The following is a 25,447-nucleotide window of genomic DNA, read 5'->3' as shown; positions in this document are numbered from 1 at the left end:
GAAAAAGCTTTTGAACAACGCAACGATCCCACGGAAGAGACTAAGCCACCAACTCCTTCGATGCCTGAATATCCACAGGCGGCACACCCAGGTCCTGCCACTTCTCTGGATGGCAGGTAAACAGCAATATCTGATGCCGGCTGGCCGCATCAAACAGGATGCGCTTCATGTCTTCCAGGCGGTCGCTGTCACTATGTACCAGGGTGTCGTCCAGTATCACCAGAGTCGGCCTTCCTGCTTCCCGCAGCAGATCGGCATAGGCCAGACGGCTGATCAGGCCCATCTGTTCGCGGGCGCCAAAGCTCAGTTCGGTGATCAGCCCAAGCTCGGTGCCCCTGCTAAAGGTGCCCGGCCGTAGCTGTTCATCCACTTCCAGCGAGGCTTCCGGGAAAAGCACAGAGAGATAGTGGTTGAGGTGTTTTTGCAGGGGCGCCTGCAGGCGGCGTGTCAGGGCCTGGCGTTTTTCAGTGAGCAGATTGAGCAACAGGTCCAGCGCCTGGGCACGGCGGTGCAGTTCCTCGTACCGCCGATTGCACTGGTCGAGCTCCGCCTCTTTCTCGTTGAGCTGCTCTTCCAGCCCTTCCGCGCCCCAGGCTTCCAGCCTGACTTTGATATCGCGGAGTTCGCGGCCACGGTTTTCCTGGGTCTGACGCAGCTGGTTGACCGCGTTCTGATAGCGTTCGATGTCCTGTCGGAGAAACTCCGGGCGGGCATCGCGGATTTCCCGTTCGCGACGCTCAAGGCTGGCTTCCAGTTCGGCCTGCTGCTTTTCGAGGTTTGCCAGGTCGGTGATTATCTGGCGAAGTTGCTGCTGGCGTTCCGGGCTCTTTTCTTCATCCGCCAGCCGCTGCCATTCCGTTTTGGCATTGTCCCGCGCCTGCTTCAGGGCCGACAGCCTGGACTGATGCGCTCGCTCATCGGATTCCGCTTTATCCAGGGCGGCGCTGGTCTGGTTAAACGCGGCCTCGGCTTCCTCCAGGGTGGCAACTGTTTCGTTCGAATCCGGTTTCGGCGTGGATTCCAGTTGTTTCCTGGCTTTTTCCAGTTCGCTTTCGGCCTCGCTTTGCTCAAAGACGAGTTGCTCCATGCCCGCCGGGGCCACGGTTTTGAACAGATCTTCAGCGTGCTTTACGGCTCTTTCGGCAGTTTCGAACGTGGAAAGACGATCCTCTGCCTGTTTCACCGATTCGACGCCAAGGGTCTTCAGCTGTTCCGCGAGGTTCTCCTCCAGCGCCTTGAGCTTCCTCCGCGTGCTGGCCAGTTCCTCCCCGCCGGGGGTTATGCCCAGGGTACCAACGCCGGGAATAACCAGCGTCGATTCTTCCAGAAGCTGCTGTTCGCCTTGCCCGACAAGCGGTTCGTTGTTCAGCGTCAGTGATGCGTCAGCGTCCAGCTGCCAGCTCAACCGGGTGGCGATGGTCTGTGAACGAATGGTCTCTTCGTTGAGCTGGCTCCCGGTCGCTCGCAGTTTTTTGACCAACTCTGGATCGATCCGGTTTTCCCTGACCTGCTGCCTGGCTTGCTCCAACTGCTGTTGGTATTCCCTGGCTTTGGCGAGGTTCTGGCTGATCACTTGTTGTTGCTGTTCCAGCCGCCTTAGATCCTGCTCCAGCCGCTGCCGGGTTTGCAGCAGGCCCGCCAGTTTCCGTTGCTTTTCTGCCTGCTCGTAGGCAGTTCTGGCTTCGGTTAAACGGCCTGTGACGGCCGGCGTCTGTGCTTGAGACACGGAGAGGTCGTGCTCAGCGCGATCCAGCTCTGCCTTTCGGCTCTCCAATTGGCGACTGAGCCCTTCCAGATGCTCTTTGTTCTGCTGCAACAATCGATGGTTTTGCTCCTGCTGTGCAAACGTGGCCTTCTCCTGGTTTTGCTCCTGCTCCAGGCGCTCAACCTTTTGATAGCGCGCCCTGGCTTCCTCCAGATGGCGTTGAGCGTCTTCCCAGGGCCGTTCGGCTTCCGCCTGCTCATAGTCCTGGGTCAGTTTGCCAAGCCGGTCGACCTGCTCCTGGTATTTATGAACTCGCTCCTTCAGCTCTTCGATTTCAAGTTGGTACTGGGCGCGGTCTTTTTCCAGTTTCAGATAATCGCCCCGGGGCTTGCCGGTTCCGGTCAGCAGGACGTCCCGCTGGCTGCGAACGGTCTCGATCAGATCATCTCCCCCGGAACTGGCCACCTCTCCGACCATGGAATTCAGGGCGGATTTCAGATGATCTCCGGCGTGTTCTATGGCCTGCTCAATGTCCTGCCCGGTGCCCTGCTCGACCCACAATAATCCCGGTATGCCCCAGTGCTCGGCTTTACTGGCGCCCCGTTTCGGGTACTGGTAGCCCAGCAGTTCAGCCAGTTTTTCTTCCGCATCGTCTTCACTGTATGACTCGGTGCCAACAACCAGGTCGCACCGTTTGCGCTGCAGAAAGCTTTTGGTGAGCCGCCAAACGCGGTTGTCGTGCTCGAAATCCAGCTCAATGGTGGGCGCCGCGGCGGAGTCGCCCCACGGACGTAGGTCATCAACGGCCGTTGAACGATAGCGTTCGAAAAACGCCGCTCGGATGGCACGTACCAGCGTGCTTTTACCGGACTCGTTGGGGCCGTGAATCAGGTTGAGGCCGGGCTGCAGGTTGTCCAGAACAAAGGGTTTGCGGAACTGGCGCAGCTGTTCGATGCGCATTCGCTGCAGCTTCATTGCCCCGCCTCCTGTTCACGTTCCCGCAGTAACCCCGCCAGGATAGCCAGTGCATCCCGGGCGGTGTCATCCTGCGCGCCTTCTTGCCGATCGCGCAGGCTCTCGACCACTTCGCCCACGTAGCCATCCGCTTTCAGAGCCGCGATGTCTTCGTCCGTCGGGGCAAGCTGAAGCCCACTTCGCTCGCAGCGAAGGCTGCGGAATCGTGCTTCCGCAACCGACAACGCCTTCAACAGGGTTTCCTCGCCGGCCAGGGTCACCGAGCCTTCGAGGCGCAGATCAACAACGGCGGATTCGGGCAAGGTGTTCAAACGTTCCAGCAACTGTTCAAGATCGGAGTGTACCGCGAGGGTTTCCTGCCATTGGTGCCATTGATACCGACCGGTTGGTAGTTGCGTCACTGTCGGTGCTGCCCCTGGCTCGGAGACCTCAACGATCAGGGCATTGCCTGCTTCGTTGTTACGAAACCTTTCCGGCTCGGGCGTCCCGCTGTACCAAGTGCGCTCATCAATCTGTTTGGTACCGTGCCAGTCGCCCAGGGCGAGGTAGTCGAGCCTGCTGGCTTCAGCACGGTTCGGTGCGATGGGGTTGGTGGAATCAATCTCGTCCGGCAACAGGCCCTGGACACTGCCATGGGCCAGGCCGATTCTGATGGAACCTTCCGGCGTCTCGTAACCACTGAATGGCTCGGTGAGATCACCATACGTGTGGCGCTGGGTCAGCGGCGCGCAGAGGATGCTGAGGCGCTCGGGTTCCAGATCTATCACGCCAGGCTGCAGCGCGAGATGCACATTCTCCGGTACCGCACCCAGGCGCTGGGCTCGCGTCCAGACACTCTCTGCCAGAGCGGCGTCGTGGTTACCCGTAAGCATGACCCAGGGACCGGCAAATCCCTTCGTGGCGTTGAATACCCGCCGTATGGTGCGGTCGGACACCGTTTGGGCGTCAAAGACGTCACCGGCGACCAGTACCGCATCGCAGTGATGCTCATTGGCCAGCCGTGCAAGCGTTTCAATGGCCTCGAACCGGGCCTCGACCAGGGCGGCACCGTCCTCCGTTTCGAAACGGGTAAACGCCCGGCCCATCTGCCAGTCTGCCGTATGCAAAAACTTTGGCATTTTATGTCCCTGAGAAATCTGGAAATTTTGGCGCTATTTTAGACCAACTGTGCACACTTTACAGACGCGATGCGACGACGACTGTCGTTCGGGCAGAATTCGAACAGAGCTTGGGCAACGCCAGTTGGTTTCGAAGACTAGGCCGGGCTCAACCTGCACGCCGCGTACTTGAATTCCGGAATCTTGCCGTCCGGATCCAGCGCCGGGTTGGTGAGCACGTTGGCTGCCGCCTCCACGAACGCGAAAGGCACGAACACCATGCCTTCGGGCATGGTCTGGTCGGCCCGCGCCGTCAGGGTAATGCTGCCACGTCGCGTGGCGATTTGGATGGCATCACCCGGTGCGACGCCCATGCGATCCAGCTCTGCGGATGCAAAGTAGGCTGCGGCCTCGGGCTCTCGCTCGTCCAGCACGTGGCTGCGACGGGTCATGGCGCCCGTGTGCCAGTGCTCCAGCAATCGCCCGGTTGTCAGCACGATGGGATAAGCCTCATCCACCGGCTCGTCCGGCGGCAGCGGCCGGGTTGGCGAGAACCTGGCCCGGCCTCCCGCTCGGGGAAAGGCGTCAGCGAAGACAACATCCTGTCCCGGCGCGTCATCAGCGGGACATGGGTAGGTGACCGATCCTTCGCGCTGCAGCCGCGACCAGGAGATGTGATCGAGTGAGTGCATGCCCTGCTTCATTTCTTCAAACACTTGCTCGGGGCCGGCGTAGTTCCAACCAAGCCCGAAACGTCGGGCCATTTCCTGGATAACCCACCAATCGGGTTTTGCCTCCCCTGGCGGCGAAAGCGCGGCTCGACCCATTTGCACCTGGCGGTTGGTGTTGGTGACGGTGCCCGTTTTTTCTGACCAGGCGGCGGCAGGGAGAATAACGTCAGCGAACTGGGCCGTCTCTGTGATGAACAGGTCCTGTACCACCAGGTGCTCAAGGGCACCGAGCGCGGCCCGGGCGTGGGTCAGATCCGGGTCGGACATGGCGGGGTTCTCACCCAGGATGTACATGCCCTTGATGGTGCCCGCCCTGATCGCATCCATAATCTCCACAACGGTGAGGCCCGGATTCGGGTCCAGTTCGGTGCTCCAGAGTTCTTCAAAGGCGGCCCGCAGTTGGGCATCCCCGACCGGTTTGTAGTCCGGTAATACCATAGGGATCAAGCCGGCATCAGACGCGCCCTGCACGTTGTTTTGCCCACGCAGCGGGTGAAGGCCGGTACCGGGCCTGCCAGTTTGGCCGCATGCCAGTGCCAGCGAAATCAGGCAGCGGGCATTGTCGGTGCCGTGCACGTGCTGGGAGATGCCCATGCCCCAGAAGATCATCGCGCGGTCCGCCTGGGCATAGGCGCGGGCCACTTCGCGAATGGTGTCCGGCGCAACACCGCACACTGGGCTCATTACCTCTGGCGTCATGGGCGCAACGCTCTGGGCCAGGGCTGCGAATCCTTCTGTGTGGGCATCAATGTAGGTCTGATCTAACAGTTCCTCATCGATTATCACGTGGAGCAAGGCGTTCAATAATGCTACATCACCACCCGGAGTGAATCGCACGCTCCGCCAGGCATAGGCGTCCAGCGCCTGGCCCCGGGGATCGATGATGATCAGTTTGGTGCCGTTGCGTACTGCCTGCTTGAAGTAGGTGGCGGCCACCGGATGATTCACCGCCGGGTTGCAGCCGATGAGGATAACCACATCGGCCTGCAGCGACTGCATGAACGAGGCCGTGACGGCGCCGGAACCCAGGCATTCCATCAGGGCGGCCACGGAGCTGGCGTGGCAGAGCCGCGTGCAGTGGTCGACGTTGTTGGAGCCAAAACCGGTCCGTACCAGCTTCTGGAACAGCCAGGCTTCTTCGTTGGAGCACTTGGCGCTACCGAAGCCGGCGAGCGCAGCGGGTCCGTGCTCGGCTTTGAGTCGGGTTAATCCGTGTACCGCCAGGTCCAGCGCCTCGTCCCAGCTTGCCTCTCGAAAGTGGGTTAACGGATTGGCGGGATCAAATTCCGGGTCAAGCCCCTTGGGGACGCCCTCCCGGCGAATCAGTGGGCGGGTCAGCCGGGCCGGGTGCGCGGGGTAATCGAAGCCAAAACGCCCTTTTACGCACAGCCTTCCCTGGTTGGAGGGGCCATCCCGGCCTTCCACAAACAGAATCTTTCCTCGCTGGTTGCCTGATGCTGCTTCGGCACCCACAGGTTCGTCCTTGACGTGATAGGTGAGCTGGCATCCCACACCGCAGTAGGGGCAAACCGAATCCACGGTGCGGTCCGCCACCGCGGAGTCTCCCCGGCCCTGATCATCCATCAGGGTTGCCGGCATAAGCGCCCCGGTCGGGCAGGCCTGCACACATTCCCCGCAGGCAACGCAGGTGCTATCCCCCATGGGGTCATCAAAATCGAAGATGACCTTAGACGCGGCCCCCCGGTGTGCCAGTCCAATCACATCGTTGCCCTGCACTTCCCGGCAGGCGCGTTCGCACAAGCCGCAGGTAATGCAGGCGTCCAGGTTAACGTTCATGGCCGAATGGGTGGCGTCGTGGCCGCCGGCGTGAGGCAGTGAATCGGAACGGGGTTCAACATGGTGGACCGTCGGCCCTTCGCGATCTGAACGTGCCGGTAGACGCTGACGCACGGCACCGGCATCAATGGCCAATTGATCCACCGTATCCCACAAGTGGCTGGACCGATCCGGGCTTTCCTCTCTCTCAGGCTGATCGGCCAGCAGCAATTCGAGCACACCCTTGCGAGCCGCCTGAACCCGAGGCGAGCCTGCGCTATGAACGACCATGCCGGGCGTAGCTTCCCGAATACAGCTCGCCGCGAGCACCCGCTCACCCTCCACTTCCACCATGCAGGCCCGGCAATTGCCATCGGCACGGTAGCCCGGAGCGTCCTTGAAACACAGGTGGGGGATTGTCTCGCCTGCCCGCTTGGCGACCTGCCACAGGGTTTCACCGGGAAAGGCCTGGACTTCGACATCGTCCAGGGTCAGGGTAAAACTTTCGTTGGAATCATTCATGGCGGCCTCCCTACCCTTTGGCGATCAGGTTTTGGCTGGCAAGTTCGCCGCGGAAATCCCGCAGCAGGCTCAGCACCGGATTGGGTGCGGCCTGACCGAGCCCACAGATAGACGCATCGACCATCACACCGGCCAGTTGCTGAAGCGTCGCCTCGTCCCAGGCATCCCGCTCCAATAACGTGAGCATTTTCTCGGTGCCTACTCGGCAGGGGGTGCACTGGCCGCAGGACTCATCCGCGAAGAAGCCCAGAAGATTGGCGGCGGCCGCTTGTAGATCGTCCTGATCGGACAGAACAATCACAGCAGCAGAGCCAATAAAACAGCCGTGTTCCTGGAGGGTGTCGAAGTCCAGGGGGATGTCGGCTTTGCTGTCCGGCAGTATGCCGCCGGACGCTCCGCCGGGCAGATAGGCCAGCAGGCGATGGCCTTCGGCCATGCCGCCGCAGTATTGCTCAATTAACTCATTGAGGGTGATGCCGGCAGGCGCAACATGCACGCCAGGGCGTGCGACCCGCCCGGAGACCGAAAAGCTGCGAAGCCCCTTACGACCGTGTCGGCCCTGGCTGGCGAACCACTCGGCACCCTGGGCGTGGATACGCGGAATCCAGTAAACGGTCTCGACGTTGTTCACCAGGGTGGGCTGGTTAAACAGGCCTTTCTGGGCCACAAACGGCGGTCGATGGCGAGGTTTGCCGGGCTTGCCTTCCAGGGATTCGATCAGGGCGGATTCCTCGCCGCAGATGTAGGCGCCCGCGCCACGGCGCAGGATCACAAAGCCCTTTTCGACGATGCCGGCTGCTTCCTGCTCAGCGATGGCCTCTTTCAGCACACGGTGCAGGCCGGGGTATTCGTCACGCAAATAGATGTACAGGGCCTTCGCCTCAACCGCCCAGGCGCTGACCAACGCCCCTTCCAGAAAGGTGTGGGGTTCGCGTTCCAGATAGTAGCGATCTTTGAACGTGCCCGGTTCACCCTCGTCGGCATTGATCACCGCGTAGCGTGGGCCCTGCTCTGCCCGCACGGCCTGCCACTTGCGGAAGGTGGGGAATCCGGCTCCGCCGAGCCCGCGCAGGCCCGCTTGCTCAAGTTCTTCCATAAGGGACTCGACGGTAACCCGGCCGTCGCGACAATCCTTCAGTAACTGGTAACCGCCTGTCGAGCGATAATCCGCCAGCTTCTGCCAGTGGTTTTCGTCGGGTTGAACCTGCTTTTGCTCGACCGCCGCACCAACCGTCTGGGCAGTGGCGTTGCCTACGTGATGGTGCCCCACGGCCACAACCGGTGCTGTATCGCAGCGCCCCATGCAAGGCGCGTGGACCACGCGCACCTGGCCAGGGTCAGCCCCATCGGCCAACGCCTCGTACAGTGCGCCCGCCCCCGCCAGTTGGCACGAAAGCGAATCACATACCCTCAGGGTTATTGCCGGCGGTGGGGTTTGGTCGTCGTGGATAACATCGAAATGGGCGTAAAACGTGGCAGTTTCATAAATGGCGGCCATGGGCAGATTCATGAATGCCGCCAGGGCCCGGAGCCGGGGCATCGAGAGGTAACCGTCTGCGTCCTGCAATATATGCAGGTGCTCGATCAGGCGATCGCGGTCTCGCAACGACGCGTCCACACGTTCGTCACCGATGAGGCCCCGCAGTCCCGACAGTACGGTCGGTTCCAGTTGACGGCCACGAAGCGAGCCGCGCCGGGGTTTGATCTTCTCTTCGTCCGTTTTCATTGTTTTTGACCAGGCCCCGAGTTCATAAGACAGCCGTGTTGGCTGGCCTGACTATTTACGAGTCATTGAAGCATATCAGGGTGTGGTGCAACCAGCAGATCGTAAATCGACTGGATAGGGAGACAGACCTGCCAGGAACTCAAGAGGTACTGGAAAACAAGGGAAATAATGGAGGCGCGGGTCGGAATCGAACCGGCGTACACGGAGTTGCAGTCCGCTGCATAACCACTCTGCCACCGCGCCGGGAAAAAGTCCGAAAGGAGTAGGACTTTCATGCTCTCAGGTGGGCATTGAGAGACTGTGATGACTTTTCAACCAGTAACACTGGAAAAATTGGAGCGGGAAACGAGATTCGAACTCGCGACCCCAACCTTGGCAAGGTTGTGCTCTACCAACTGAGCTATTCCCGCTTGGTCAACGAGGGCGTATTCTACGGATTCGGCCGTTTGCGTCAACCTATTTTTTCAACTTTCTGTTTTATATCGATTTCTGGCCAATTTCTGTTCGACAGGTTACAGAGCCCTCACTGGCAGATACTCGCGGGAGTCTCTAAGCTTGTGATTAGTCAGTAAAACAAACAACGGATTGTCAAATAACGTGACCAGCTCCGCCAGTGAGGAAAACCCTGTGTTCGCGGCGAGCGCTTCAACCCCCGGTGAAGCTGTCGTGGACGGCACTTCCCTCGTCATTCGTGGCGACTGGACGCTGTCCGATTACGAACATCTGAACGGGGTCGTCTCCTCCGCGTTGGCGAGCCTTCCCGGTATCAAGACGTTCAATCTGTCGGGACTCGGACGGCTGGACACGGCAGGCGCGTCTCAACTGGTTTCCCTGATCGGCGCTGAACGCCTTCATGACCTGGCCTCCCGCACCGGCGCTGTAGCTCCCGAAAAATCGGCGCTGCTCTGCGCCGTCTGTTCCGCCATGGCGAACCGGCCCGAACCCGCGCCCCAGCAGATGTCCAGAATGACCCGCTTCCTTGCCGACACAGGTCAGAAGACCGACGGCATCTATCAACTCCTCAAGGCCCTTAACGGCTTCATCGGCCAGACACTGGCCACCCTGTTCTGGGTTCTGCCCCGCCCCTGGCGTTGGCGCATGACCCCGTTCGTCGCCGCCATTCAGGAAACCGGACTAAACGCATTACCCATTGTCGCTCTGCTCACCTTTCTGGTCGGTGCCGTTGTCGCATTTCTGGGGGCTACCGTGCTGGAGAGCTTCGGTGCGACCATCTACACCGTGAATCTTGTTGGGTTTTCGTTTCTGCGGGAATTCGGGGTCCTGCTGGCGGCCATACTTCTTGCCGGGCGGACTGCCAGTGCTTTTACCGCCCATATTGGCGCCATGAAGGTCAACCAGGAGCTTGATGCCATCCGGACTCTGGGCCTTGACCCGATTGAGCTCCTGGTGCTGCCCAGGGTATTGGCAATGATGGTGAGTCTGCCGATCCTGGCCTTTATCGGTATGATCGCCGGCATGGTGGGTGGTGCGGCTGTCTGCGCTCTGGCTCTCGACATCTACCCAGCCCAGTTCATCGCCATCATCGAGCGAGACATCGAACTCCGGCACTTCCTCGTCGGACTGTCCAAGGCGCCGGTTTTCGCTTTCGTGATAGCCGTCATCGGCTGCCTTGAGGGCTTCAAGGTCAGCGGCAGCGCCCAATCGGTCGGCGAACACACGACCTCCAGTGTGGTCCAGTCCATTTTCATGGTGATCCTGCTGGACTCGATTGCCGCGCTGTTTTTCATGGAAATGGGGTGGTAGGCGCATATGAAACACCACCAGCTTGAACCGCACCCGTCCGCCATAGGCCCAACTGTCATCCAGGTACGGGACCTCTGCAATCAGTTTGGTACCCACATCATTCACCAGAACCTGAATCTGGACCTGATGACCGGGGAGATTCTTGGCGTGGTTGGCGGGTCAGGCACGGGGAAGACGGTACTGCTGCGAAGTATTGTCGGGCTCAACACCCCTGCCTCCGGCCATATCCGGGTGTTCGACAGGGATCTTGAAAAGTTACCGGCCCGACAACGTTCCCTGGTGGAGCAGCGGCTCGGTGTCCTGTTCCAGGGCGGTGCCCTCTTCACGTCACTGAACCTTCAGGAAAACATCGCGGTGCCCCTGATCGAGCACGCGGGGTTGAACCGTCGCGAAGCAGAATACCTGGCGCGGATGAAACTGGCCCTGACAGGCCTACCCCCCGAGGCCGCCCTGAAGTACCCGGCCGAACTATCCGGCGGCATGGTGAAGCGCGCCGCCCTGGCCCGCGCACTCGCACTGGATCCGGAAATCCTGTTTCTCGACGAACCTACCGCCGGACTCGATCCGATTGGCGCAGCCGCCTTCGACCGGCTCATTGTTACCTTGCGGGATGCGCTCGGGCTCACGGTTTTCCTGGTTACCCACGATTTGGATACCCTGTACGCAACCTGCGATCGTATCGCGGTGCTCGCCCAGAAAAAGGTCCTGGTAGCAGACCGACTGGAACGGGTTGCCGCGTTTGATGATCCGTGGATACAGGACTACTTCAACGGGCCACGAGGACGCGCTGCAGACAGCGCCTTCCGGGCCCAATCGCAAAGGTCCAAGGAGTAAGCACTATGGAGCCCAAGGCCCATCATGTGATCATTGGCTTGTTTACGGTTACGGCGTTCGCTGCAGCCCTTGTGTTTGCCCTGTGGCTGGGCAAATCCTCAGCCGATCGTGACTGGGCCTACTACGAGATTGGGTTCAACCATCCGGTCAGTGGTCTTTCCGAGGGCAACCCGGTGCTTTACAGCGGTGTACAGATCGGTGACGTCGTTGAAATGACGCTGGATCCGCAGGATCCCAGCCATGTCCGGGTACTGATTCGAGTGGATCAGCAGATTCCGATCCGGGCAAACACACAGGTCGGGCTGGTGCTGGCTAACATTACCGGCAGTATGAGCATCCAGTTCAGTGGCGGCACGCCGGACAGCCCCGAGCTCAAGGGAGACCGGGAGAATCCCCCGCTCATCACAGCCAAACCCTCCGCGTTTGACAGTCTATTGGCCAATGGCGAAGACCTGCTGCAAAAAGCGGAGTCGCTGCTCACCAACGCCAACCGAATGTTCTCCGACCAGAACACCGAGAACCTGACCGTGATCCTTGCCAACACCCGCGAGGCCACCGACGCCCTGCTTGACCAGCGAGAGCACCTGAACGCCCTGCTGGAACGGCTCGATTCGGCGGGCAAACGGGCGGGCGAAGCCGCTGTGAAAGTTGCCAGGGTGTCCGATAATGCCAACGACATCCTTCAGAACGAAGGCCGGGCCGTACTGACGTCACTGGACGAGGCACTGCGAACCATCCAGGCGACGTCCTCCCGGATTGACCGGCTGACCCGGGAAAACGAGGGCGCCATGGACTCAGGCCTTCAGGGAATGGGGGAACTGGCGCCAGCGTTACGTGAATTGCGCAGCACCCTCCGAAACCTCAACCAGTTCACCCGCCGACTCGGGGAAGACCCCACCCGCACCATCTGGGGCGGTGAAACCATTCAGGAGCTGTCACAGTGAACGGAATTCTGCCTTCGTCGATGCTCATCGCAAGCGTGCTGGCCCTGTTGAGCGGCTGCACGGTATTCCCAACGCCAGAGCCTCCCCGGGTCATGGATTTCTCCGTGCCGAACCCCACCTTTCGGGCCGAGGAAACGCGCCCCTACTCGTTTCGTGTGGACACGCCCTACGCCTCCTATCCCATGAGTAGCAACCGCATCCTGGCCAAGCCTACGCCCTGGGAGTTTCAGGTCTACGACGGTGTCCGTTGGCGGGATACGGTCCCGGTCATCGTCCGTGATTTACTGGTCAAAACCATTCGGGCCAGTGGCGGCTTTGAAAACGTCATCAGTGACACCAATCCTGCCGATGCCGACTGGACTCTGGTCAGCGAGTTGTCTGCGTTTCACACCGAAAACAATCCCGAGACGGTGATTGCGGTGATTGCCCTGCATGGCCAGGTCATCAACAACCGGTCCCGCGCCACCCTGTGTTCAGACAGTTTCCGGATTGAACAACCGGCGGAAGGACCCGACATCGAAGCGGTGGTCGAGGCGTTCAGCCTGGCCGGTGAACGGCTTTCACAAACCATCACCGAGTGGGCGGCCAGGTGTAATGGCGTGGGAAATCAGGAGGCGGGAAACAGGTCCGACCAGGCCGCCTTGAGGTAGAGCCCCATGGACCAGAGCGTCAAACCCGCCGCGACGTAAAGCAAGCCGATGGAAACGTCTGCCCAGACAACCCCGGGAGGAAAGGCCAGCAAGCCGACAATGGCAGCCATCTGGGCCGTGGTCTTTATCTTGCCGATGTAGGACACCGCGACGCTGGCGCGGCTTCCGATCTCCGCCATCCACTCCCGCAACGCCGAAATCACGATCTCCCGCCCGATAATAACGCTTGCGGGAATGGTCAACAGAATCGCCGCGTGCTCCTCGATCAGCACGGCCAGGGCCACTGCCACCATCAGTTTATCGGCCACCGGGTCGAGAAATGCCCCGAAGGGTGTGCTCTGATCCAGTTTCCGGGCCAGGTAGCCATCCAGCCAGTCGGTCAGGCCCGCGAGGGCGAAGATGCAGGCGCTAACCAGGTAACTCCACTCCACGGGCAGGTAGAAGATGATCACGAAGACCGGGATCATGATGATTCGGGAGAGAGTGAGTATGTTGGGTAAATTCATGCTGTCCTTACTCGTCATGCAACGCTGCGTAGATGTTTTCCGCCAATGACTTGCTGATGCCCTGAACCTTGGTCATCTCATCCACACTGGCTTTGCGGATTTCCTGTATCCCGCCAAAATACCGGATCAGGTCACGTCGACGCTTGGGGCCGACGCCCTCGATGCCCTCGAGGGTCGACTGACGCCGTTTTTTGTCCCGTCGGGCCCTGTGGCCGGTAATCGCGAACCGGTGGGATTCGTCGCGAATGTGCTGGATCAGGTGCAGCGCCGGCGAGTCCGCTGGCACCCGGAACACATCGCCGGTCATGGCATCGATCAACTGTTCCATGCCCGCCCTACGGGTTACGCCCTTGGCTACACCGATCAGCGGTATGTCCGAAATTCCCAGTTCGTCAAAGACTTCCCGGGCAATGTTCAGCTGCCCTTTACCACCGTCAATGAACACCAGATCGGGCCGTTTGCCCTCACCCGCCACCATCCGTTTGTAACGACGGGTCAAAACCTGGCGCATGGCCGCGTAGTCATCCCCGGCCGTAATGTCCTCGATGTTATAGAGGCGATAGTCGCTTTTCAGCGGGCCATTCTCGTCGAAAACCACACAGGATGCGACGGTATTTTCCCCATGACTGTGGCTGATGTCGAAACATTCCATCCGGGAAGGCGTTTCAGCCAGCTCCAGCAGGTCCCGCAGGGCGAGTAACCGTCGATACACCGTTTCCTTGCTCGCCAGATGCGTGAGTAAGGTCTGGCGGGCGTTCGTCATCGCCAGTTCAAGCCAGCGGCGGCGCTCACCCCGTACGTTGCCACGAATCCGCGTTTCCCGGCTGGCGGCTTCGGAGAGCGCTTCCGCCAGCAGCTCCTGGCCGTCAACGTCCACCGGCACCAGGATGTCCCGGGGTATTTCCCGCCGGGTGTTGCCACCAAAATAATACTGCCCCAGAAATGCGCTTAACAGCTCGCCTTCGGTTTGCTCGATTGAATAGCGAGGGAAATAGTCTTTGGTGCCAAGCACACGGCCACCACGAACGATGATGACAACAATGCATACAATACCGGCATCCTGGGCAATCGCAATCACATCGGCGTCCCCACCTTCGCCATCCACCGACTGTTGCTCCTGAACGTGGCGCAGGTGGTTAATCTGGTCCCGATAGGCTGCAGCCTTCTCGAATTCGAGGTTTTTCGAGGCCGCCTCCATGGCATTCATCAGGTCATGAAGAATGGCCGGATTCTTACCTTCCAGGAACATCGTGGCATGCCGGATATCCTCCCGGTAGTCCTCTGGACTGATGTACTCGACACAGGGCGCCGTGCAACGATGAATCTGGTACTGCAGACACGGACGGGTTCTGTTTCTGAAATAGCTTTCACTACAGGATCTTATGCGGAATACCTTCTGCAGCACATTAAGGCTTTCCTTGACCGCTCCGGAACTTGGAAACGGCCCGAACCAGGTACCGCCGCCCTTTTTCGTGCGCCCTCGCCGAAAGGTCAGCGAGGGGTAGTCGCTGTGCGAGGAAAGGTAAATATAGGGGTAGGATTTATCGTCCCGAAGCAGGATGTTGTACGGTGGCCGAAGGGACTTGATCAGGTTCTGCTCAAGCAGAAGTGCTTCGGTTTCGCTTCCAGTGATGGTGACCTCGATCGAGGAAATTTTGGCCACCAGGGCTTCGGTTTTCGGCGCCAGACCGGTCTTGCGAAAATAACTGCTGACCCGTTTTTTCAGATTTCGGGCCTTACCAACATACAGAACCGAACCGTCTTCGTCGTACATACGATAGACGCCAGGCCGTTCCGTAAGCTGTTTCAGGAAGTTCTTGCTGTCGAACTCCGCTGGGTAACTGGCGGGGTCAGACCTTGTCGGCATCAAGCAACCCGAGCCTGACGGCCATCAGGGCCAACTCAACATCGCTGGAGATTTCCAGCTTCTCGAATATGCGGTACCGATAGCTGTTTACCGTTTTCGGGCTCAGGCACAGCTTGTCCGAGATGTCCTGCACTTTCTGGCAATCCACGACCATCATGGCAATCTGCATCTCGCGCTCGGACAACCGCTCGAAGAGGGAGAGCTCCCCATCGTCGTCCCGGTCGCCGCTCAACTGTTTGAGCGCCATTTTCTGGGCGATTTCGGGGCTGATGTAGCGCTGACCGGCGTGGGCCATACGAATGGCGCGCACCATTTCTTTGATATCCGCGCCTTTGGTGATGTAGGCGGTCGCCCCGCTCTGCATGACGCGGGTTGGGTAGGGGTCATCTGCGCAGGCCGTGACCACAATCACACGTACCGAGTCGTCGATTCGGAGAATACGGCGGGTTGCTTCCAGCCCTCCGATCCCCGGCATTCGAATATCCATCAGGACGATGTCTGGCCGTTCCCTGCGGACAGAGTCAATGGCTTCCTCTCCTGAGGACGCCTGCCCTATGACTTCCAGGTCGGGGTTATCCGCCAGCATCCGGGTAATCCCGGAACGCACCAGCTCGTGGTCATCGACAACCAATACCCTGATCAAAATTCACCTCGTAACCGGACTACGGGAAAACAGCGGGATTGTACCGAGTACCTTATCATCCGGGTAGCACCAACCCGAAATTCCTTAGTTAGACCATACCTCATGAGGGCGTGCCCAGCCCAGCAGTATTCTCCACCGGGTCGAACCAGACAACCAGGTCACCCCGTTTCACCGCAGTCCGGACGCGGTCTCGCTCAGCCAGGGGCTGTTCAGTATCGTTCAGCCCGTGATACCGGGTGCAATACTCCTCAACCAGACCGCTGATCTGATCGTCGGTTAATAAGTGGCTGTCTACAATGAACTTTTCCTGTCTCGGATCCGGCTGGGGCTGATGGGATGCGTCGTCGTCCATGGGTCCTCCTGTTTCTTTGAACATGGTAAGGACTCTGGTCGAGCGAGAGAAGCCCTTTGTTACGAAATCCGGCGATCAACCCATCAAGACGCATCATTGGAGGTTTTGAAGTGAGCCGTTAGCTGGCGCATCGACAACGAGTCCCGACGCAGGGCCTCACTGATCGACCGGGTGTTCTCAATATTGGCGACCAGGAAATCCGCACTCTCATCTAGCATCGCACTGCGACGCCCTACCCGGCCGATCTCATCCCTCTGGGCCAACACCGCGGCACTGATCTCAACGCTGTGGGTCTCAAGCTGCTCGAACCGTAACCCAAGGTTTTCAAGGTGGGTGCCCAGGGCCAGCAAGTGCTCCCTGTTTTCGGTTCCCGCGGCGCGCATTTCAGCCAGCAAGCCATCAACGCTGCCAACACCGTCAACCAGATCCCGAACCCACTGCGAAATATCGCGGGTAGAATCCGATGTTCTCCGTGACAGGGTCCGGACCTCATCGGCAACCACGGCAAACCCGCGCCCGTATTCCCCGGCCCTTGCAGCCTCGATGGCGGCATTCAGTGCCAGCAGGTTGGTCTGCTCGGCAATGTCGGCGATCACACCAATGACCTGCTCAATTTTAGCCGTGGACTCATTCAGTGCCTGAATCGACGCCGAAACCCGCCCGATCACATCAACGGTCTTTTCAGCGGCCCGGTCGCTGATGACCAGTCGCTGCTGCACTTCCGCATTGGCCGACACCGCCTCACTGACCGTTTCAGCGGACCTTTCCGCGGCGCAATCAATGGCGGAAGCCTGATCCGCGATGGCCGCCATCGACTGGCTGACGTCCTGGATCTGCATGCGGGTCTTTTCAGACGCCTGCTGCAGGGATTCAGCCCCCTCATCGAGGATGCCGGAGCGGGTGTTAACCCCATTGGCGGCGCCACGAACATCGGCAATGAAGTGCTCGAACCGATTCACCAGAGCTCCCAGCGCCCGACTGACCCCGGCGACTTCGTCTCGTCCAGTGAGAACGGGAACCCGAGTCAGGTCGCTGTTTTCCTCCATGACCTTCAGCTCCATGGCGATGCGCTGAAGGCGCTGGATGACCGAACGCCGCAACCACAGGGTCATCAACACCACCAACACCAGGAAAGTCACCGACCCAGCAACAAGAAATCGCTGTTGACTGGACAGAAAGGCCAACAGCTCATCGGCCTGGGCTCTGACCTCCGCCCGACTTTCCAGCTGTTGCTGGCTAATCGCTTCCAGAACCGGCCCGAGCGCGGGAAACAGATCGAAATCCACGACTTGCCCGACCCGGTAGTAGCTCTTCTGCTGAATACCCTCCTTCATGGAGGCCATCAACGCCAGGACGCGTTCGTAATCCTGCGCGTGCTCCTCGGCCCACTCCCCCAGCGCCACATTGTCCTGGACAGCCTTCCAATTCGCAGGAATCGTCTGCTCCAGATCCGCAAAGGCCGGTTCGATCTCATCCCAGAGCAACAGCTGGGCTTTTACCTTGTAGGCCAGGTCCTGGAGTTGGCGGTGCGATTGCTCTAGATCCACCAACAGCCAGGATTCCTTCAGGTTGGTGCGGATCAGCGTTCCAGAGGCGTCTTCAGCCTTCAGGATAATGGTCCAGGACAGGGCCGCCAGCCCAGCAAGGGCAAAGACGCAAAGAAACGCGAAACAGAGAATACGGGTACGAACAGTGCCTAGCATGACAACTCCAACAGCGGGCTATGGCCTGGAGATTATTCCCGTTTCGTGACACTTTTATTTCGACTTTGTGGTCTGAATGTCAATTCCACCTAGGTCCCGCCACCTCCGCTCAGAGCTCGCTTCAAAAATCCGCCTCGATTGCCTATTATCCCCGGCTCACTATAGGTTGGATGCTAATGAAGAACGCCGTTTTCAAACTGACACTGCCCATCCTGTTCGGCTACCTGCCGCTTGGCATGGCCTTCGGCGTGCTCTTCACCACCCAGTTGGACCATGCCTGGTGGATCGCCCCGCTGATGGGCATTCTGATCTTTGCCGGCGCCGGTCAGATCCTTGCGGTGAGCCTGATCGCCGCTAACGCAGGGCTCGTGGAAGTGTTCGTTGCCATGTTCGTCCTGAACGCCCGGCATCTGTTTTATGGCCTGTCATTACTGGGGCAATTCCGGGGAGCGGGTTGGCGCAAGCTTTACCTGATCTTTGGGCTGACGGATGAGACCTATTCACTCCTGACCAGTCGCACCCGGGGACCGGACAAGGCGTACGAACAATGGCTGGATTTTCGGATTACCGCCTTCAACCAATGCTACTGGGTGATTGGGTGTACCCTGGGGGCCCTACTCGGTGACAACGTGGCGTTTGATAGCACGGGTATCGAATTCGCCCTGGTGGCCCTGTTCATCGTACTGACCCTGGAACAGTTAAAGGCACTGGGGGAGAGTTTTCCGGTCTGGATCGGTGCCGCGGCGGCGGGCATGGCGATGGTGATGGTTCCGCCAGCGCACCAACTGATTGGCGCGATCGCCATGGTCACCCTCGCCCTGCTCCTGCATTACCGGCGAACGGCGTTGACGCTTGGCAAGGAGGGCATGAGCCATGAATGAGACAACCTATATCGCCGCGTTTATCGCTGTCGCGGCCGTGGCCACGTTCGCCACCCGGGTCATCCCGTTCCTGTTCTTCGAGCGTCACACTGAACACCCACTCGTCCAACACCTTGGTCGCTACCTGCCCGCCGCCGTTATGGCGCTGCTGGCAGTGATCTTCCTCCAACGCTCAACGTCCTGGACGGGTGCCCTGCCCGGACTCGACGCCCTGCTCCCCGGGATTCTGGTGATCTGCATACACCTGTGGCGGGGCAATGCGTTGCTATCCATTGCCGCCGGTACTGCCTGCTACATGATGTTGCAGCAAACCGCCATCCTGGGAGCCTAGGGCCGGTCTTCCAGATTGGCGACGAGCCGGGAATCCCGAACAGCCGCTGTCCGATGCTTGACCACCCCTTTGTAGTCCGGGCTTTCAATCATCGCCAAGAAGGCATCAATGGACGGGTAGCGAACCAGCAGGACCTGGTCCCAGGACTCTTCCGGGGGTGCAATAAGGGACCCGACGCTGTGGCCGGACCAGATCACTTCCGCGCCAACGGCCTTTACGCAGGCAGCTGCCTCTTGCATGTACAGTTTATAGGCCTCTCGACCCGACCGCTCTGTCGACTCGTCGGTGTAACTGGCCCGATCCCGGAACCTCAGGAGGTTTAGCATGACCACGGGTTGGTCTTTGGGGGTATCCGCGAGCACCTTCTGGAGCTGCTCGGGCGTAGGGTTTGCGGCGTCCATCCTGGTCCTCGTGTTTTGCGGTATCCGGCGCCTACTATAGCCCAGCCTGCAGGCGGGAATGCAATCCATTTCATTACCTTTCGTTCAGGCTGAGCCTTTTACGTCTCTGCGTCGTAGGGCTAGGGTTAGGGAGCGCCTAAATCCATTCATCGAGAGAGTCACATGGCCACGCTTACGATCAACGGAAAGAAGCACGAACTCGACGTTCCGGACAACATGCCCCTGCTCTGGGTCATTCGCGATGTCGTCGGAATGAAAGGAACAAAATTTGGCTGCGGCATGGCGCAATGCGGCGCCTGCACGGTCCATCTCAATGGAACGGCGATTCGGTCCTGCGTCACACCAGTGTCGGCCGCCTCCGGAGAGATAACGACCATCGAAGCCATGGCGGATGATCCCGTCGGTCAGAAGGTCCAGCAGGCATGGCTGGACCTTGGCGTGGCCCAGTGCGGCTATTGCCAGGGTGGCCAGATCATGAACGCTACGGCCCTGCTCAAGCAGACCCCCGAACCGGGCACACAGGAAATCATTGATGCCATGGCCGGAAACCTGTGCCGCTGTGGCACCTACAACCGGATTCTCGCCGCGGTTGAACGGGCTGCCGGCAAGGAGGTGAAATCATGAGTGCAGACCACGATAAACTCATGCTCGCCAACGTCAGCCGTCGGGGATTTCTGATGGGCCTGGCAGGCAGTTCCGCACTCGTGCTGGCCGCGCGCTGGGATCTGGCGCTGGCCAATGAAAAAGCCCAGTTCGGGGCCGGCGCCATGCCCGGAGGCTGGGTTGATGACCCGAACGTATTCATCCACATCGGACCTGACGGCATCGTAACCATTGTCAACAACCGTTCCGAAATGGGCCAGGGAATTCGCACAAGCCTGGTCATGGTGGCGGCGGATGAGCTCGGGGCCGACTGGGATCAAGTCCGGGTCCGCCAGGCCGAGGGAAGCCATGCCAGATTCGGCAACCAGAACACCGACGGTTCCCGCAGTATGCGGCACTGGTTCGACCCGATGCGCCGGGCTGCCGCTGCCGCAAGACTGATGCTGGAACAGGCCGCCGCCGACCAGTGGCAGGTGCCTGCGTCCGAAGTCAAAACCGCGGTTCATACCGTTCGCCATATCCCCTCCGGCAAGGAACTCGGCTTTGGTGAGCTGGCCGCAGCGGCCCGTGAACTGGAAGTACCGGGGCGAAAGGCCCTCGTTCTGAAATCCCATGACGAGTTGCGGTTCATCGGCAAGGAGACGGGACTGATCAACGGGCAACTGAAAAGTGCTCACCCCAAGGCCATTGACGGTGAGGACATTGTTTCGGGCAAGGCGATCTACGGCGCCGACGTACCGGTAGAGAACCCGCTGTTCGCCGTCATTGCCCGCCCGCCGGTGTACGGTGCCACGCTGGACAGCATCGATGATTCCGATGCCCTGAAGGTGCCGGGGGTTGAGAAGGTCATGACCATCGAAGGCACAGGCCAGCCCGCCGCCTTCAATCCTCTCGGAGGGGTTGCCGTCATCGCCTCCAACACCTGGGCCGCCATAGAGGGCCGGAAGGCACTCAAGATCAACTGGAATAACGACAAGGCGGGGGACAACGCCAGCTATACCTCAGAGGCCTATCGTGAGGCCCTCGAAAAAGCCGCTCAATCCCCCGGCAAGGTCGTTCGCAATCATGGCGATGTCGATGCTGCGCTGGAATCCGCGCAGAAAAGGGTGTCTGCCACCTATTACATGCCCCACATGGCACAGGCACCGATGGAGCCGCCGGTCGCTACCGTGCTGGTGCAAGACGGAAAAGCCGAGGTTTGGGCTCCGGTTCAGAACCCGCAAGCCACCCGGGATACCGTCGCCGGCCGGCTCGGCCTGGATGCCGAAAACGTCACCGTTCACGTCACCCTGCTGGGCGGCGGGTTCGGCCGCAAATCCAAGCCGGACTTCGCCATCGAGGCTGCCAGTATCGCCGAGGCGTTCAACGGTCGGCCGATCCGGTTGCAGTGGACCCGCGAGGATGACATTCACCACGCCTACTTCCATGCCGTTTCCGTGGACCATCTCGAAGCGGGACTGGATGCGGAGGGCAAGGCGACCGCATGGCTGCATCGAACCCTCTCACCCAGCATCGGCTCCCTGTTCGCGCCGGACCCTGAACATAAGGGCGAATTCGAGCTGGGCATGGGCTTCAACACCATGCCTTTCAATGTGCCGGCATTGCGCCTGGAAAACCCTCCCGCGCCAGCCCATGTCCGCATCGGCTGGTTCCGGGCGGTTTACAACCTTCCCCATGCCTGGGCGATCCAGAGCTTCGCACATGAAATGTCCGTTGCTGCCGGAAAAGACCACCGAGACTACCTCCTGGAGCTGCTCGGACCCGACCGGCAAATCCAGAATCTTTCGGTTGGCGACGGCTGGAACTACGGTGAAGATCCGGATCTTTACCCGATCGACATCGGGCGAATGCGAGGCGTTATCGAACGCGCGACCGAGGAAGCAGGATGGGGCAAGGACCTTCCCGAAGGTCGGGGCATGGGCCTTGCGTTCCACCACAGTTTTGTTTCCTACACCGCCGTCGTGTTCGATGTCGAGGTGGACGCAGAGGGCAACCTGATGATTCATCGGGCCGACATTGCGTTTGATTGTGGGCCGCAGGCCAACCCGGAGCGGATTCGGTCGCAGTTGGAAGGCGCCTGCGTGATGGGGATCGGCATTGCCCTGCAAAGCGAAATCACCTTCAAGGATGGCGTTGCCCAACAAGGCAATTTTGATCGGTACCTGATACCTCGCATGCCAGACGCCCCGCGGGTGGTTCGTGTGCACCTGGTCGATAACCCCGACGAACCGATGGGCGGCGTGGGCGAACCCGGTCTGCCGCCGGTGGCGCCAGCCCTCTGCAATGCCATTTACGCCGCAACAGGTAAACGGATCCGTCGATTACCCGTGGGTGATCAACTGAAAGCCTGAACACTATCTGTCTGTCGGCAGGAGCCAGTGACACGGGGTCCCGAGCGGACCCCGTTTTTGTGGTGATGAGGATAGCTTACTACCTAACATCCGCTTACAATATTCAGATCCTGCGGCGTGATTCGTTCCGCTCTTCATTCGCCAACCATCGGATCCAGATTCCGCATGACACTGACTGCGATTTTCCTGCAAACGCTGGAGACGACCCTCCCTGTTTTTGCCATGGTCTTTATCGGGCTGGGACTGCGGCGCGTTGGCTGGATTGACAGTGCCTTCATCAACACGGCCTCTGCCCTCGTTTTCAAAGCCACGCTTCCGACCCTGGTGTTCCTGAGCATTATTCGCGCCGATCTGGACACCGCGCTGAATCCAGGCCTGCTGGTGTTCTTCCTGTTCGCAACACTCGCCAGCTTCGGCATTGCCTGGCTCTGGTCGCTGTGGCGAGTCGTACCCGAAGACCGCGGCGTGTATGTCCAGGGGGCTTTCCGCGGCAATTGCGGAATCGTGGGCCTGGCTCTGGCTGCCAACCTCTATGGGGATTTCGGACTGTCCGCGGGCGGCATCCTGTTGGGGCTCGTGATTATCTCTTACAACGCCCTGTCGGTGATTGTGTTGATTGCCTATCAACCGGGACAATCCGCCAGTTGGCAAAAAATCTTTCACGACATCGTTCGTAATCCGCTCATCATCTCCGTGGTGGTGGCGATCCCCTTTGCCTGGCTCGACGTTCGCCTACCGACCTGGGTCATGACGTCGGGGGATTACTTCGCCTCCCTCACCCTGCCCCTTGCGCTTCTGTGCATCGGCGCAACGGTGTCACTGAGCGCAATCCGCAGCGACAGCAGAGCCGCCTCCAGTTCCAGTCTGATGAAAATGGTTGTCCTACCCACCGTGTGCACCGTGGCAGCCTGGCTCGTTGGGTTCCGGGGGGCAGAACTGGGGTTGATGTTCCTGTTCTTTGCCAGCCCTACGGCAGCCGCAAGCTTCGTGATGGTCAAAGCCCTGGGCGGAAACGATCGCCTGGCCGCCAACATCATTGCACTGACAACGCTTATGGCCAGCATCACGGTCACCGCCGGCGTTTTCGTGCTCCGCAGCCTGGGGGTGGCTTAACCAGCTTCACGCGCCACCCGGCCCAAGGCGTCAAAACCGCGCTCACACCCTGACAGATAGCCACCGCCAAACAGGTTGTAATGATTCAGGTAGTGGTACAGGTTATAGATGTCCCGCTTCGCGTCGTATCGGGCTGTCCTCGGGTAGACGCGGTCGTAGGCCTGATAGAAGGCGGCACCGAAGCCACCGAACATCTCGGTCATGGCCAGGTCGGCTTCGCGGTCGCCACAGTAAATGGCCGGATCAATCAGCCACGCCTGCACCCCGTCAAACAGGGCATTTCCGCTCCAGAGATCCCCATGCAACAGGCTCGGATGATCACAATGATCACGGAGCCATTCCATCAGCGCCGGTCCATGTTGATCAAGTGATCTCTGGAACGCCGCCTTCACATTCGGGTCTGAAATTCTGGCGACCTGGTAACCCAATCTGTCCTGCACGAAAAACTCACCCCAGTTGGCCGTCCAACGATTTGGTTGCGGAGAAAGCCCGATATAGTTATCCCGACCCCAGCCATAATCGGGTTGCTCGATTTTATGCAGGTACGCCAGCCCCTCCCCCAGCTTCTCCAGGGTATGTTCATCCGGCGCCGTGGCCTGAATGGCCGTTATTTCCAGGCGTTCGCTGTCAACCCGCCTAATCTCAGGAATCCGGAGACCGCGAACACCGGCCTGCTCCAGGGCTTCAGCGAGTTGTTCCAGGCCTTCGGCCTCACAGATCAGAGCGTCCGGATAGGTCGTGACATTCCGTTTGGTGTAGATGCCTGACATTCGCTGCATTGCTCCTTGAACAAACACACGATCAAACGTTAGATTCATTGAAGCCTGCCATCTCCAACGAACAAGGACAAACTATGACCTCTAAACGATGGACGCTGCTGGTTTCAGGTCTGGTCCAGGGCGTTTATTACCGCGCCTCCGCCACAACCAGAGCCACCGAGCTCGGCTTGACCGGGTATGCACGCAATTTGTCGGATGGCCGTGTCGAGATCGTCGCCGAAGGCACCCAGGTTCAGCTCGAGCGACTGAAAGCCTGGTGCTGCGACGGCCCTCCCGCAGCCCGAGTGGATGACATTGACGTGGAGGAAGCCGCAGCCACCGGGGAGTACCCGGACTTCGGCATCCGACATTAGGCCCCCCGTCATGAGCGCGGAAAAACCATTCTCGCAGGCGTGCGAAAACAACAAGGCGCCGATTCTGGAAAAACTGGCCGGGATATTTATCCAGCCGGCGACCGTGCTTGAAATCGGCACGGGGACAGGCCAGCACGCGGTTCACTTTGCCCGCCACCTACCCCACATTCACTGGCAGCCAAGTGATCACCCGGCGAACTCCGATCTCTGCCTGCCATGGCTTGAAGAATCACGCCTTCCCAACCTCCATCCGCCTCTGGCACTCGATGTATGCGAGCCAGACTGGAGCATTCCCGCCATTAATGGCGTTTTCTCGGCCAACACGGCTCACATCATGGCCTGGCACGAAGTTGAATGCATGTTTGCCGGCATCGGTAGGGCACTGGGCTCCGGGGAGGCGTTCTGCCTGTATGGGCCGTTCAAGTACTCGGGTGTCCACACCAGCGAAAGTAACGCTCAGTTTGATCGCTACCTTAACCAACGAAACCCGGTGATGGGCATCCGCGACATGGACGATCTTGAGAAGCTGGCCGAAAGCCACCGGATGACTCTGGAGGAAGACTTCCAGATGCCGGCAAACAACCGGTTGCTCGTCTGGCGACGGCAATGACCGGATTTTTCCGGGGGCATAAAAAAAACCCCAGCAAATGCTGGGGTTTCTTATTGGCGGAGAGGGAGGGACACCTTTTCGCCCCAACTTTTACTCCAGTTGATTCAATTTTAGGTCTATCTAGAGCTGGAAGTTCCTACTCTAGTTGTCTCTGCTTTCGCAAAAAAACCGCATTTGGTCGAAGACCACGATTAACCCCAACGGACAATAAAGTCTGACTTGGTTAGATA

At 59.6% G+C, this 25,447-nt stretch carries 22 protein-coding genes and 2 tRNA genes; 11 read left to right on the top strand and 13 right to left on the bottom strand.

The genetic code is table 11. The annotated features are described in order from the left end of the window. Positions 1-40: 40 nt before the first annotated feature. The 6 genes from KXD86_RS01245 to KXD86_RS01220 form a co-directional block, all read right to left on the bottom strand. Entirely contained in the window at positions 41-2,680 is a 2,640-nt protein-coding gene (locus KXD86_RS01245) for an AAA family ATPase (RefSeq protein ID WP_218634276.1), read from the bottom strand. Then, positions 2,677-3,798, bottom strand: a complete 1,122-nt coding sequence (locus KXD86_RS01240) for a metallophosphoesterase family protein (protein ID WP_218634275.1) — start codon at positions 3,796-3,798, stop codon at positions 2,677-2,679. The genes KXD86_RS01245 and KXD86_RS01240 overlap by 4 nt, the downstream gene beginning before the upstream one ends. Positions 3,799-3,935: 137 nt before the next feature. Beyond that, the gene (gene fdhF, locus KXD86_RS01235; RefSeq protein ID WP_218634274.1) at positions 3,936-6,806 is read right to left on the bottom strand and encodes a formate dehydrogenase subunit alpha; all 2,871 of its coding nucleotides are present in this window, start codon (positions 6,804-6,806) and stop codon (positions 3,936-3,938) included. Between the two features lie 10 nt (positions 6,807-6,816). Beyond that, positions 6,817-8,532: an NAD(P)H-dependent oxidoreductase subunit E gene (locus tag KXD86_RS01230; RefSeq protein WP_218634273.1), complete on the bottom strand. Its 1,716-nt coding sequence runs from the start codon at positions 8,530-8,532 to the stop codon at positions 6,817-6,819. Positions 8,533-8,701: 169 nt separating this feature from the next. Next, a tRNA-Cys gene (locus tag KXD86_RS01225) sits at positions 8,702-8,775 on the bottom strand. A 91-nt stretch (positions 8,776-8,866) separates the two neighbouring features. After that, positions 8,867-8,942 (bottom strand) — tRNA-Gly (locus tag KXD86_RS01220). Positions 8,943-9,129: 187 nt separating this feature from the next. Here KXD86_RS01220 and KXD86_RS01215 point away from each other — a divergent pair. From KXD86_RS01215 to KXD86_RS01200, 4 genes are read left to right on the top strand one after another with little or no spacing between them, the layout of a single operon-like run. Then, entirely contained in the window at positions 9,130-10,296 is a 1,167-nt protein-coding gene (locus tag KXD86_RS01215; RefSeq protein ID WP_376770942.1) for an MlaE family ABC transporter permease, read from the top strand. Positions 10,297-10,302: 6 nt separating this feature from the next. After that, entirely contained in the window at positions 10,303-11,130 is an 828-nt protein-coding gene (locus KXD86_RS01210) for an ABC transporter ATP-binding protein (protein ID WP_218634272.1), read from the top strand. 5 nt (positions 11,131-11,135) lie between these two features. Next, positions 11,136-12,074 (top strand): MlaD family protein, encoded by a 939-nt coding sequence (locus KXD86_RS01205; protein ID WP_218634271.1) that lies wholly within the window; start codon positions 11,136-11,138, stop codon positions 12,072-12,074. After that, entirely contained in the window at positions 12,071-12,724 is a 654-nt protein-coding gene (locus tag KXD86_RS01200; RefSeq protein WP_218634270.1) for an ABC-type transport auxiliary lipoprotein family protein, read from the top strand. Before KXD86_RS01205 ends, KXD86_RS01200 begins: the two co-directional genes overlap by 4 nt. Here KXD86_RS01200 and pgsA read toward each other — a convergent pair. The 5 genes from pgsA to KXD86_RS01175 all read right to left on the bottom strand — a co-directional run bounded on the left by pgsA (position 12,682) and on the right by KXD86_RS01175 (position 17,795). Further along, the gene (gene pgsA / locus KXD86_RS01195; RefSeq protein ID WP_218634269.1) at positions 12,682-13,230 is read right to left on the bottom strand and encodes a CDP-diacylglycerol--glycerol-3-phosphate 3-phosphatidyltransferase; all 549 of its coding nucleotides are present in this window, start codon (positions 13,228-13,230) and stop codon (positions 12,682-12,684) included. The genes KXD86_RS01200 and pgsA overlap by 43 nt on opposite strands. A 7-nt stretch (positions 13,231-13,237) precedes the next feature. After that, positions 13,238-15,097 carry an excinuclease ABC subunit UvrC gene (gene uvrC / locus KXD86_RS01190; protein WP_218634268.1) on the bottom strand — a complete coding sequence of 620 codons (1,860 nt, stop codon included), beginning with the start codon at positions 15,095-15,097 and terminating at the stop codon, positions 13,238-13,240. Then, on the bottom strand, positions 15,081-15,740 hold the full coding sequence (gene uvrY, locus KXD86_RS01185; protein ID WP_218634267.1) for a UvrY/SirA/GacA family response regulator transcription factor: 660 nt from the start codon (positions 15,738-15,740) through the stop codon (positions 15,081-15,083). Before uvrY ends, uvrC begins: the two co-directional genes overlap by 17 nt. Positions 15,741-15,840: 100 nt before the next feature. After that, entirely contained in the window at positions 15,841-16,092 is a 252-nt protein-coding gene (locus KXD86_RS01180) for a YheU family protein (protein ID WP_218634266.1), read from the bottom strand. A gap of 83 nt (positions 16,093-16,175) precedes the next feature. Further along, positions 16,176-17,795: a methyl-accepting chemotaxis protein gene (locus KXD86_RS01175; protein WP_218634265.1), complete on the bottom strand. Its 1,620-nt coding sequence runs from the start codon at positions 17,793-17,795 to the stop codon at positions 16,176-16,178. Between the two features lie 176 nt (positions 17,796-17,971). Between KXD86_RS01175 and KXD86_RS01170 the strand changes: the two genes are divergently transcribed. Together KXD86_RS01170 and KXD86_RS01165 are read left to right on the top strand one after the other, a co-directional pair. Further along, a complete protein-coding gene (locus KXD86_RS01170; RefSeq protein WP_218634264.1) occupies positions 17,972-18,676 on the top strand; it encodes an AzlC family ABC transporter permease in 705 nt (234 codons plus the stop codon). Next, complete coding sequence (locus KXD86_RS01165) at positions 18,669-19,007, top strand: branched-chain amino acid transport AzlD family protein (RefSeq protein WP_218634263.1); 339 nt, start codon at positions 18,669-18,671, stop codon at positions 19,005-19,007. Before KXD86_RS01170 ends, KXD86_RS01165 begins: the two co-directional genes overlap by 8 nt. On the opposite strand, the gene KXD86_RS01160 is transcribed toward KXD86_RS01165, so the two are convergent. Next, positions 19,004-19,408 (bottom strand): DUF1330 domain-containing protein, encoded by a 405-nt coding sequence (locus tag KXD86_RS01160; RefSeq protein ID WP_218634262.1) that lies wholly within the window; start codon positions 19,406-19,408, stop codon positions 19,004-19,006. The two genes, KXD86_RS01165 and KXD86_RS01160, sit on opposite strands and share 4 nt — an antisense overlap. A gap of 162 nt (positions 19,409-19,570) precedes the next feature. Here KXD86_RS01160 and KXD86_RS01155 point away from each other — a divergent pair, with 162 nt between their 5' ends. From KXD86_RS01155 to KXD86_RS01145, 3 genes are all read left to right on the top strand, one after another. Next, a complete protein-coding gene (locus tag KXD86_RS01155; RefSeq protein ID WP_218634261.1) occupies positions 19,571-20,032 on the top strand; it encodes a (2Fe-2S)-binding protein in 462 nt (153 codons plus the stop codon). Then, positions 20,029-22,362 (top strand): xanthine dehydrogenase family protein molybdopterin-binding subunit, encoded by a 2,334-nt coding sequence (locus KXD86_RS01150; protein ID WP_218634260.1) that lies wholly within the window; start codon positions 20,029-20,031, stop codon positions 22,360-22,362. The genes KXD86_RS01155 and KXD86_RS01150 overlap by 4 nt, the downstream gene beginning before the upstream one ends. 165 nt (positions 22,363-22,527) lie before the next feature. Next, the gene (locus KXD86_RS01145) at positions 22,528-23,475 is read left to right on the top strand and encodes an AEC family transporter (RefSeq protein ID WP_218634259.1); all 948 of its coding nucleotides are present in this window, start codon (positions 22,528-22,530) and stop codon (positions 23,473-23,475) included. Here KXD86_RS01145 and KXD86_RS01140 read toward each other — a convergent pair. After that, on the bottom strand, positions 23,472-24,245 hold the full coding sequence (locus KXD86_RS01140; RefSeq protein WP_218634258.1) for a fructosamine kinase family protein: 774 nt from the start codon (positions 24,243-24,245) through the stop codon (positions 23,472-23,474). The genes KXD86_RS01145 and KXD86_RS01140 overlap by 4 nt on opposite strands. An 83-nt stretch (positions 24,246-24,328) precedes the next feature. Between KXD86_RS01140 and KXD86_RS01135 the strand changes: the two genes are divergently transcribed. Together KXD86_RS01135 and KXD86_RS01130 are read left to right on the top strand one after the other, a co-directional pair. Beyond that, positions 24,329-24,607, top strand: coding sequence for an acylphosphatase (locus KXD86_RS01135; RefSeq protein ID WP_218634257.1), 279 nt, complete (start codon positions 24,329-24,331; stop codon positions 24,605-24,607). Positions 24,608-24,617: 10 nt separating this feature from the next. Next, complete coding sequence (locus tag KXD86_RS01130; RefSeq protein ID WP_218634256.1) at positions 24,618-25,217, top strand: DUF938 domain-containing protein; 600 nt, start codon at positions 24,618-24,620, stop codon at positions 25,215-25,217. Positions 25,218-25,447 lie beyond the last annotated feature (230 nt).

The organism is Marinobacter arenosus (genome assembly GCF_019264345.1).
GTDB lineage: Bacteria > Pseudomonadota > Gammaproteobacteria > Pseudomonadales > Oleiphilaceae > Marinobacter > Marinobacter arenosus.
Note: the sequence above shows the minus strand (reverse complement) of the source record. Positions and strands in the feature narration are given on the sequence as shown.

What these genes read in the sequence shown, in the direction of transcription:
- KXD86_RS01245 (WP_218634276.1), bottom strand. Translation starts at nt 2,680, where the DNA reads ATGAAGCTGCAGCGAATGCGCATCGAACAGCTGCGCCAGTTCCGCAAA.
- KXD86_RS01240 (WP_218634275.1), bottom strand. Translation starts at nt 3,798, where the DNA reads ATGCCAAAGTTTTTGCATACGGCAGACTGGCAGATGGGCCGGGCGTTT.
- fdhF (WP_218634274.1), bottom strand. Translation starts at nt 6,806, where the DNA reads ATGAATGATTCCAACGAAAGTTTTACCCTGACCCTGGACGATGTCGAA.
- KXD86_RS01230 (WP_218634273.1), bottom strand. Translation starts at nt 8,532, where the DNA reads ATGAAAACGGACGAAGAGAAGATCAAACCCCGGCGCGGCTCGCTTCGT.
- KXD86_RS01210 (WP_218634272.1), top strand. Translation starts at nt 10,303, where the DNA reads ATGAAACACCACCAGCTTGAACCGCACCCGTCCGCCATAGGCCCAACT.
- KXD86_RS01205 (WP_218634271.1), top strand. Translation starts at nt 11,136, where the DNA reads ATGGAGCCCAAGGCCCATCATGTGATCATTGGCTTGTTTACGGTTACG.
- pgsA (WP_218634269.1), bottom strand. Translation starts at nt 13,230, where the DNA reads ATGAATTTACCCAACATACTCACTCTCTCCCGAATCATCATGATCCCG.
- uvrC (WP_218634268.1), bottom strand. Translation starts at nt 15,097, where the DNA reads ATGCCGACAAGGTCTGACCCCGCCAGTTACCCAGCGGAGTTCGACAGC.
- KXD86_RS01180 (WP_218634266.1), bottom strand. Translation starts at nt 16,092, where the DNA reads ATGGACGACGACGCATCCCATCAGCCCCAGCCGGATCCGAGACAGGAA.
- KXD86_RS01175 (WP_218634265.1), bottom strand. Translation starts at nt 17,795, where the DNA reads ATGCTAGGCACTGTTCGTACCCGTATTCTCTGTTTCGCGTTTCTTTGC.
- KXD86_RS01170 (WP_218634264.1), top strand. Translation starts at nt 17,972, where the DNA reads ATGAAGAACGCCGTTTTCAAACTGACACTGCCCATCCTGTTCGGCTAC.
- KXD86_RS01165 (WP_218634263.1), top strand. Translation starts at nt 18,669, where the DNA reads ATGAATGAGACAACCTATATCGCCGCGTTTATCGCTGTCGCGGCCGTG.
- KXD86_RS01160 (WP_218634262.1), bottom strand. Translation starts at nt 19,408, where the DNA reads ATGGACGCCGCAAACCCTACGCCCGAGCAGCTCCAGAAGGTGCTCGCG.
- KXD86_RS01155 (WP_218634261.1), top strand. Translation starts at nt 19,571, where the DNA reads ATGGCCACGCTTACGATCAACGGAAAGAAGCACGAACTCGACGTTCCG.
- KXD86_RS01150 (WP_218634260.1), top strand. Translation starts at nt 20,029, where the DNA reads ATGAGTGCAGACCACGATAAACTCATGCTCGCCAACGTCAGCCGTCGG.
- KXD86_RS01145 (WP_218634259.1), top strand. Translation starts at nt 22,528, where the DNA reads ATGACACTGACTGCGATTTTCCTGCAAACGCTGGAGACGACCCTCCCT.
- KXD86_RS01140 (WP_218634258.1), bottom strand. Translation starts at nt 24,245, where the DNA reads ATGTCAGGCATCTACACCAAACGGAATGTCACGACCTATCCGGACGCT.
- KXD86_RS01135 (WP_218634257.1), top strand. Translation starts at nt 24,329, where the DNA reads ATGACCTCTAAACGATGGACGCTGCTGGTTTCAGGTCTGGTCCAGGGC.
- KXD86_RS01130 (WP_218634256.1), top strand. Translation starts at nt 24,618, where the DNA reads ATGAGCGCGGAAAAACCATTCTCGCAGGCGTGCGAAAACAACAAGGCG.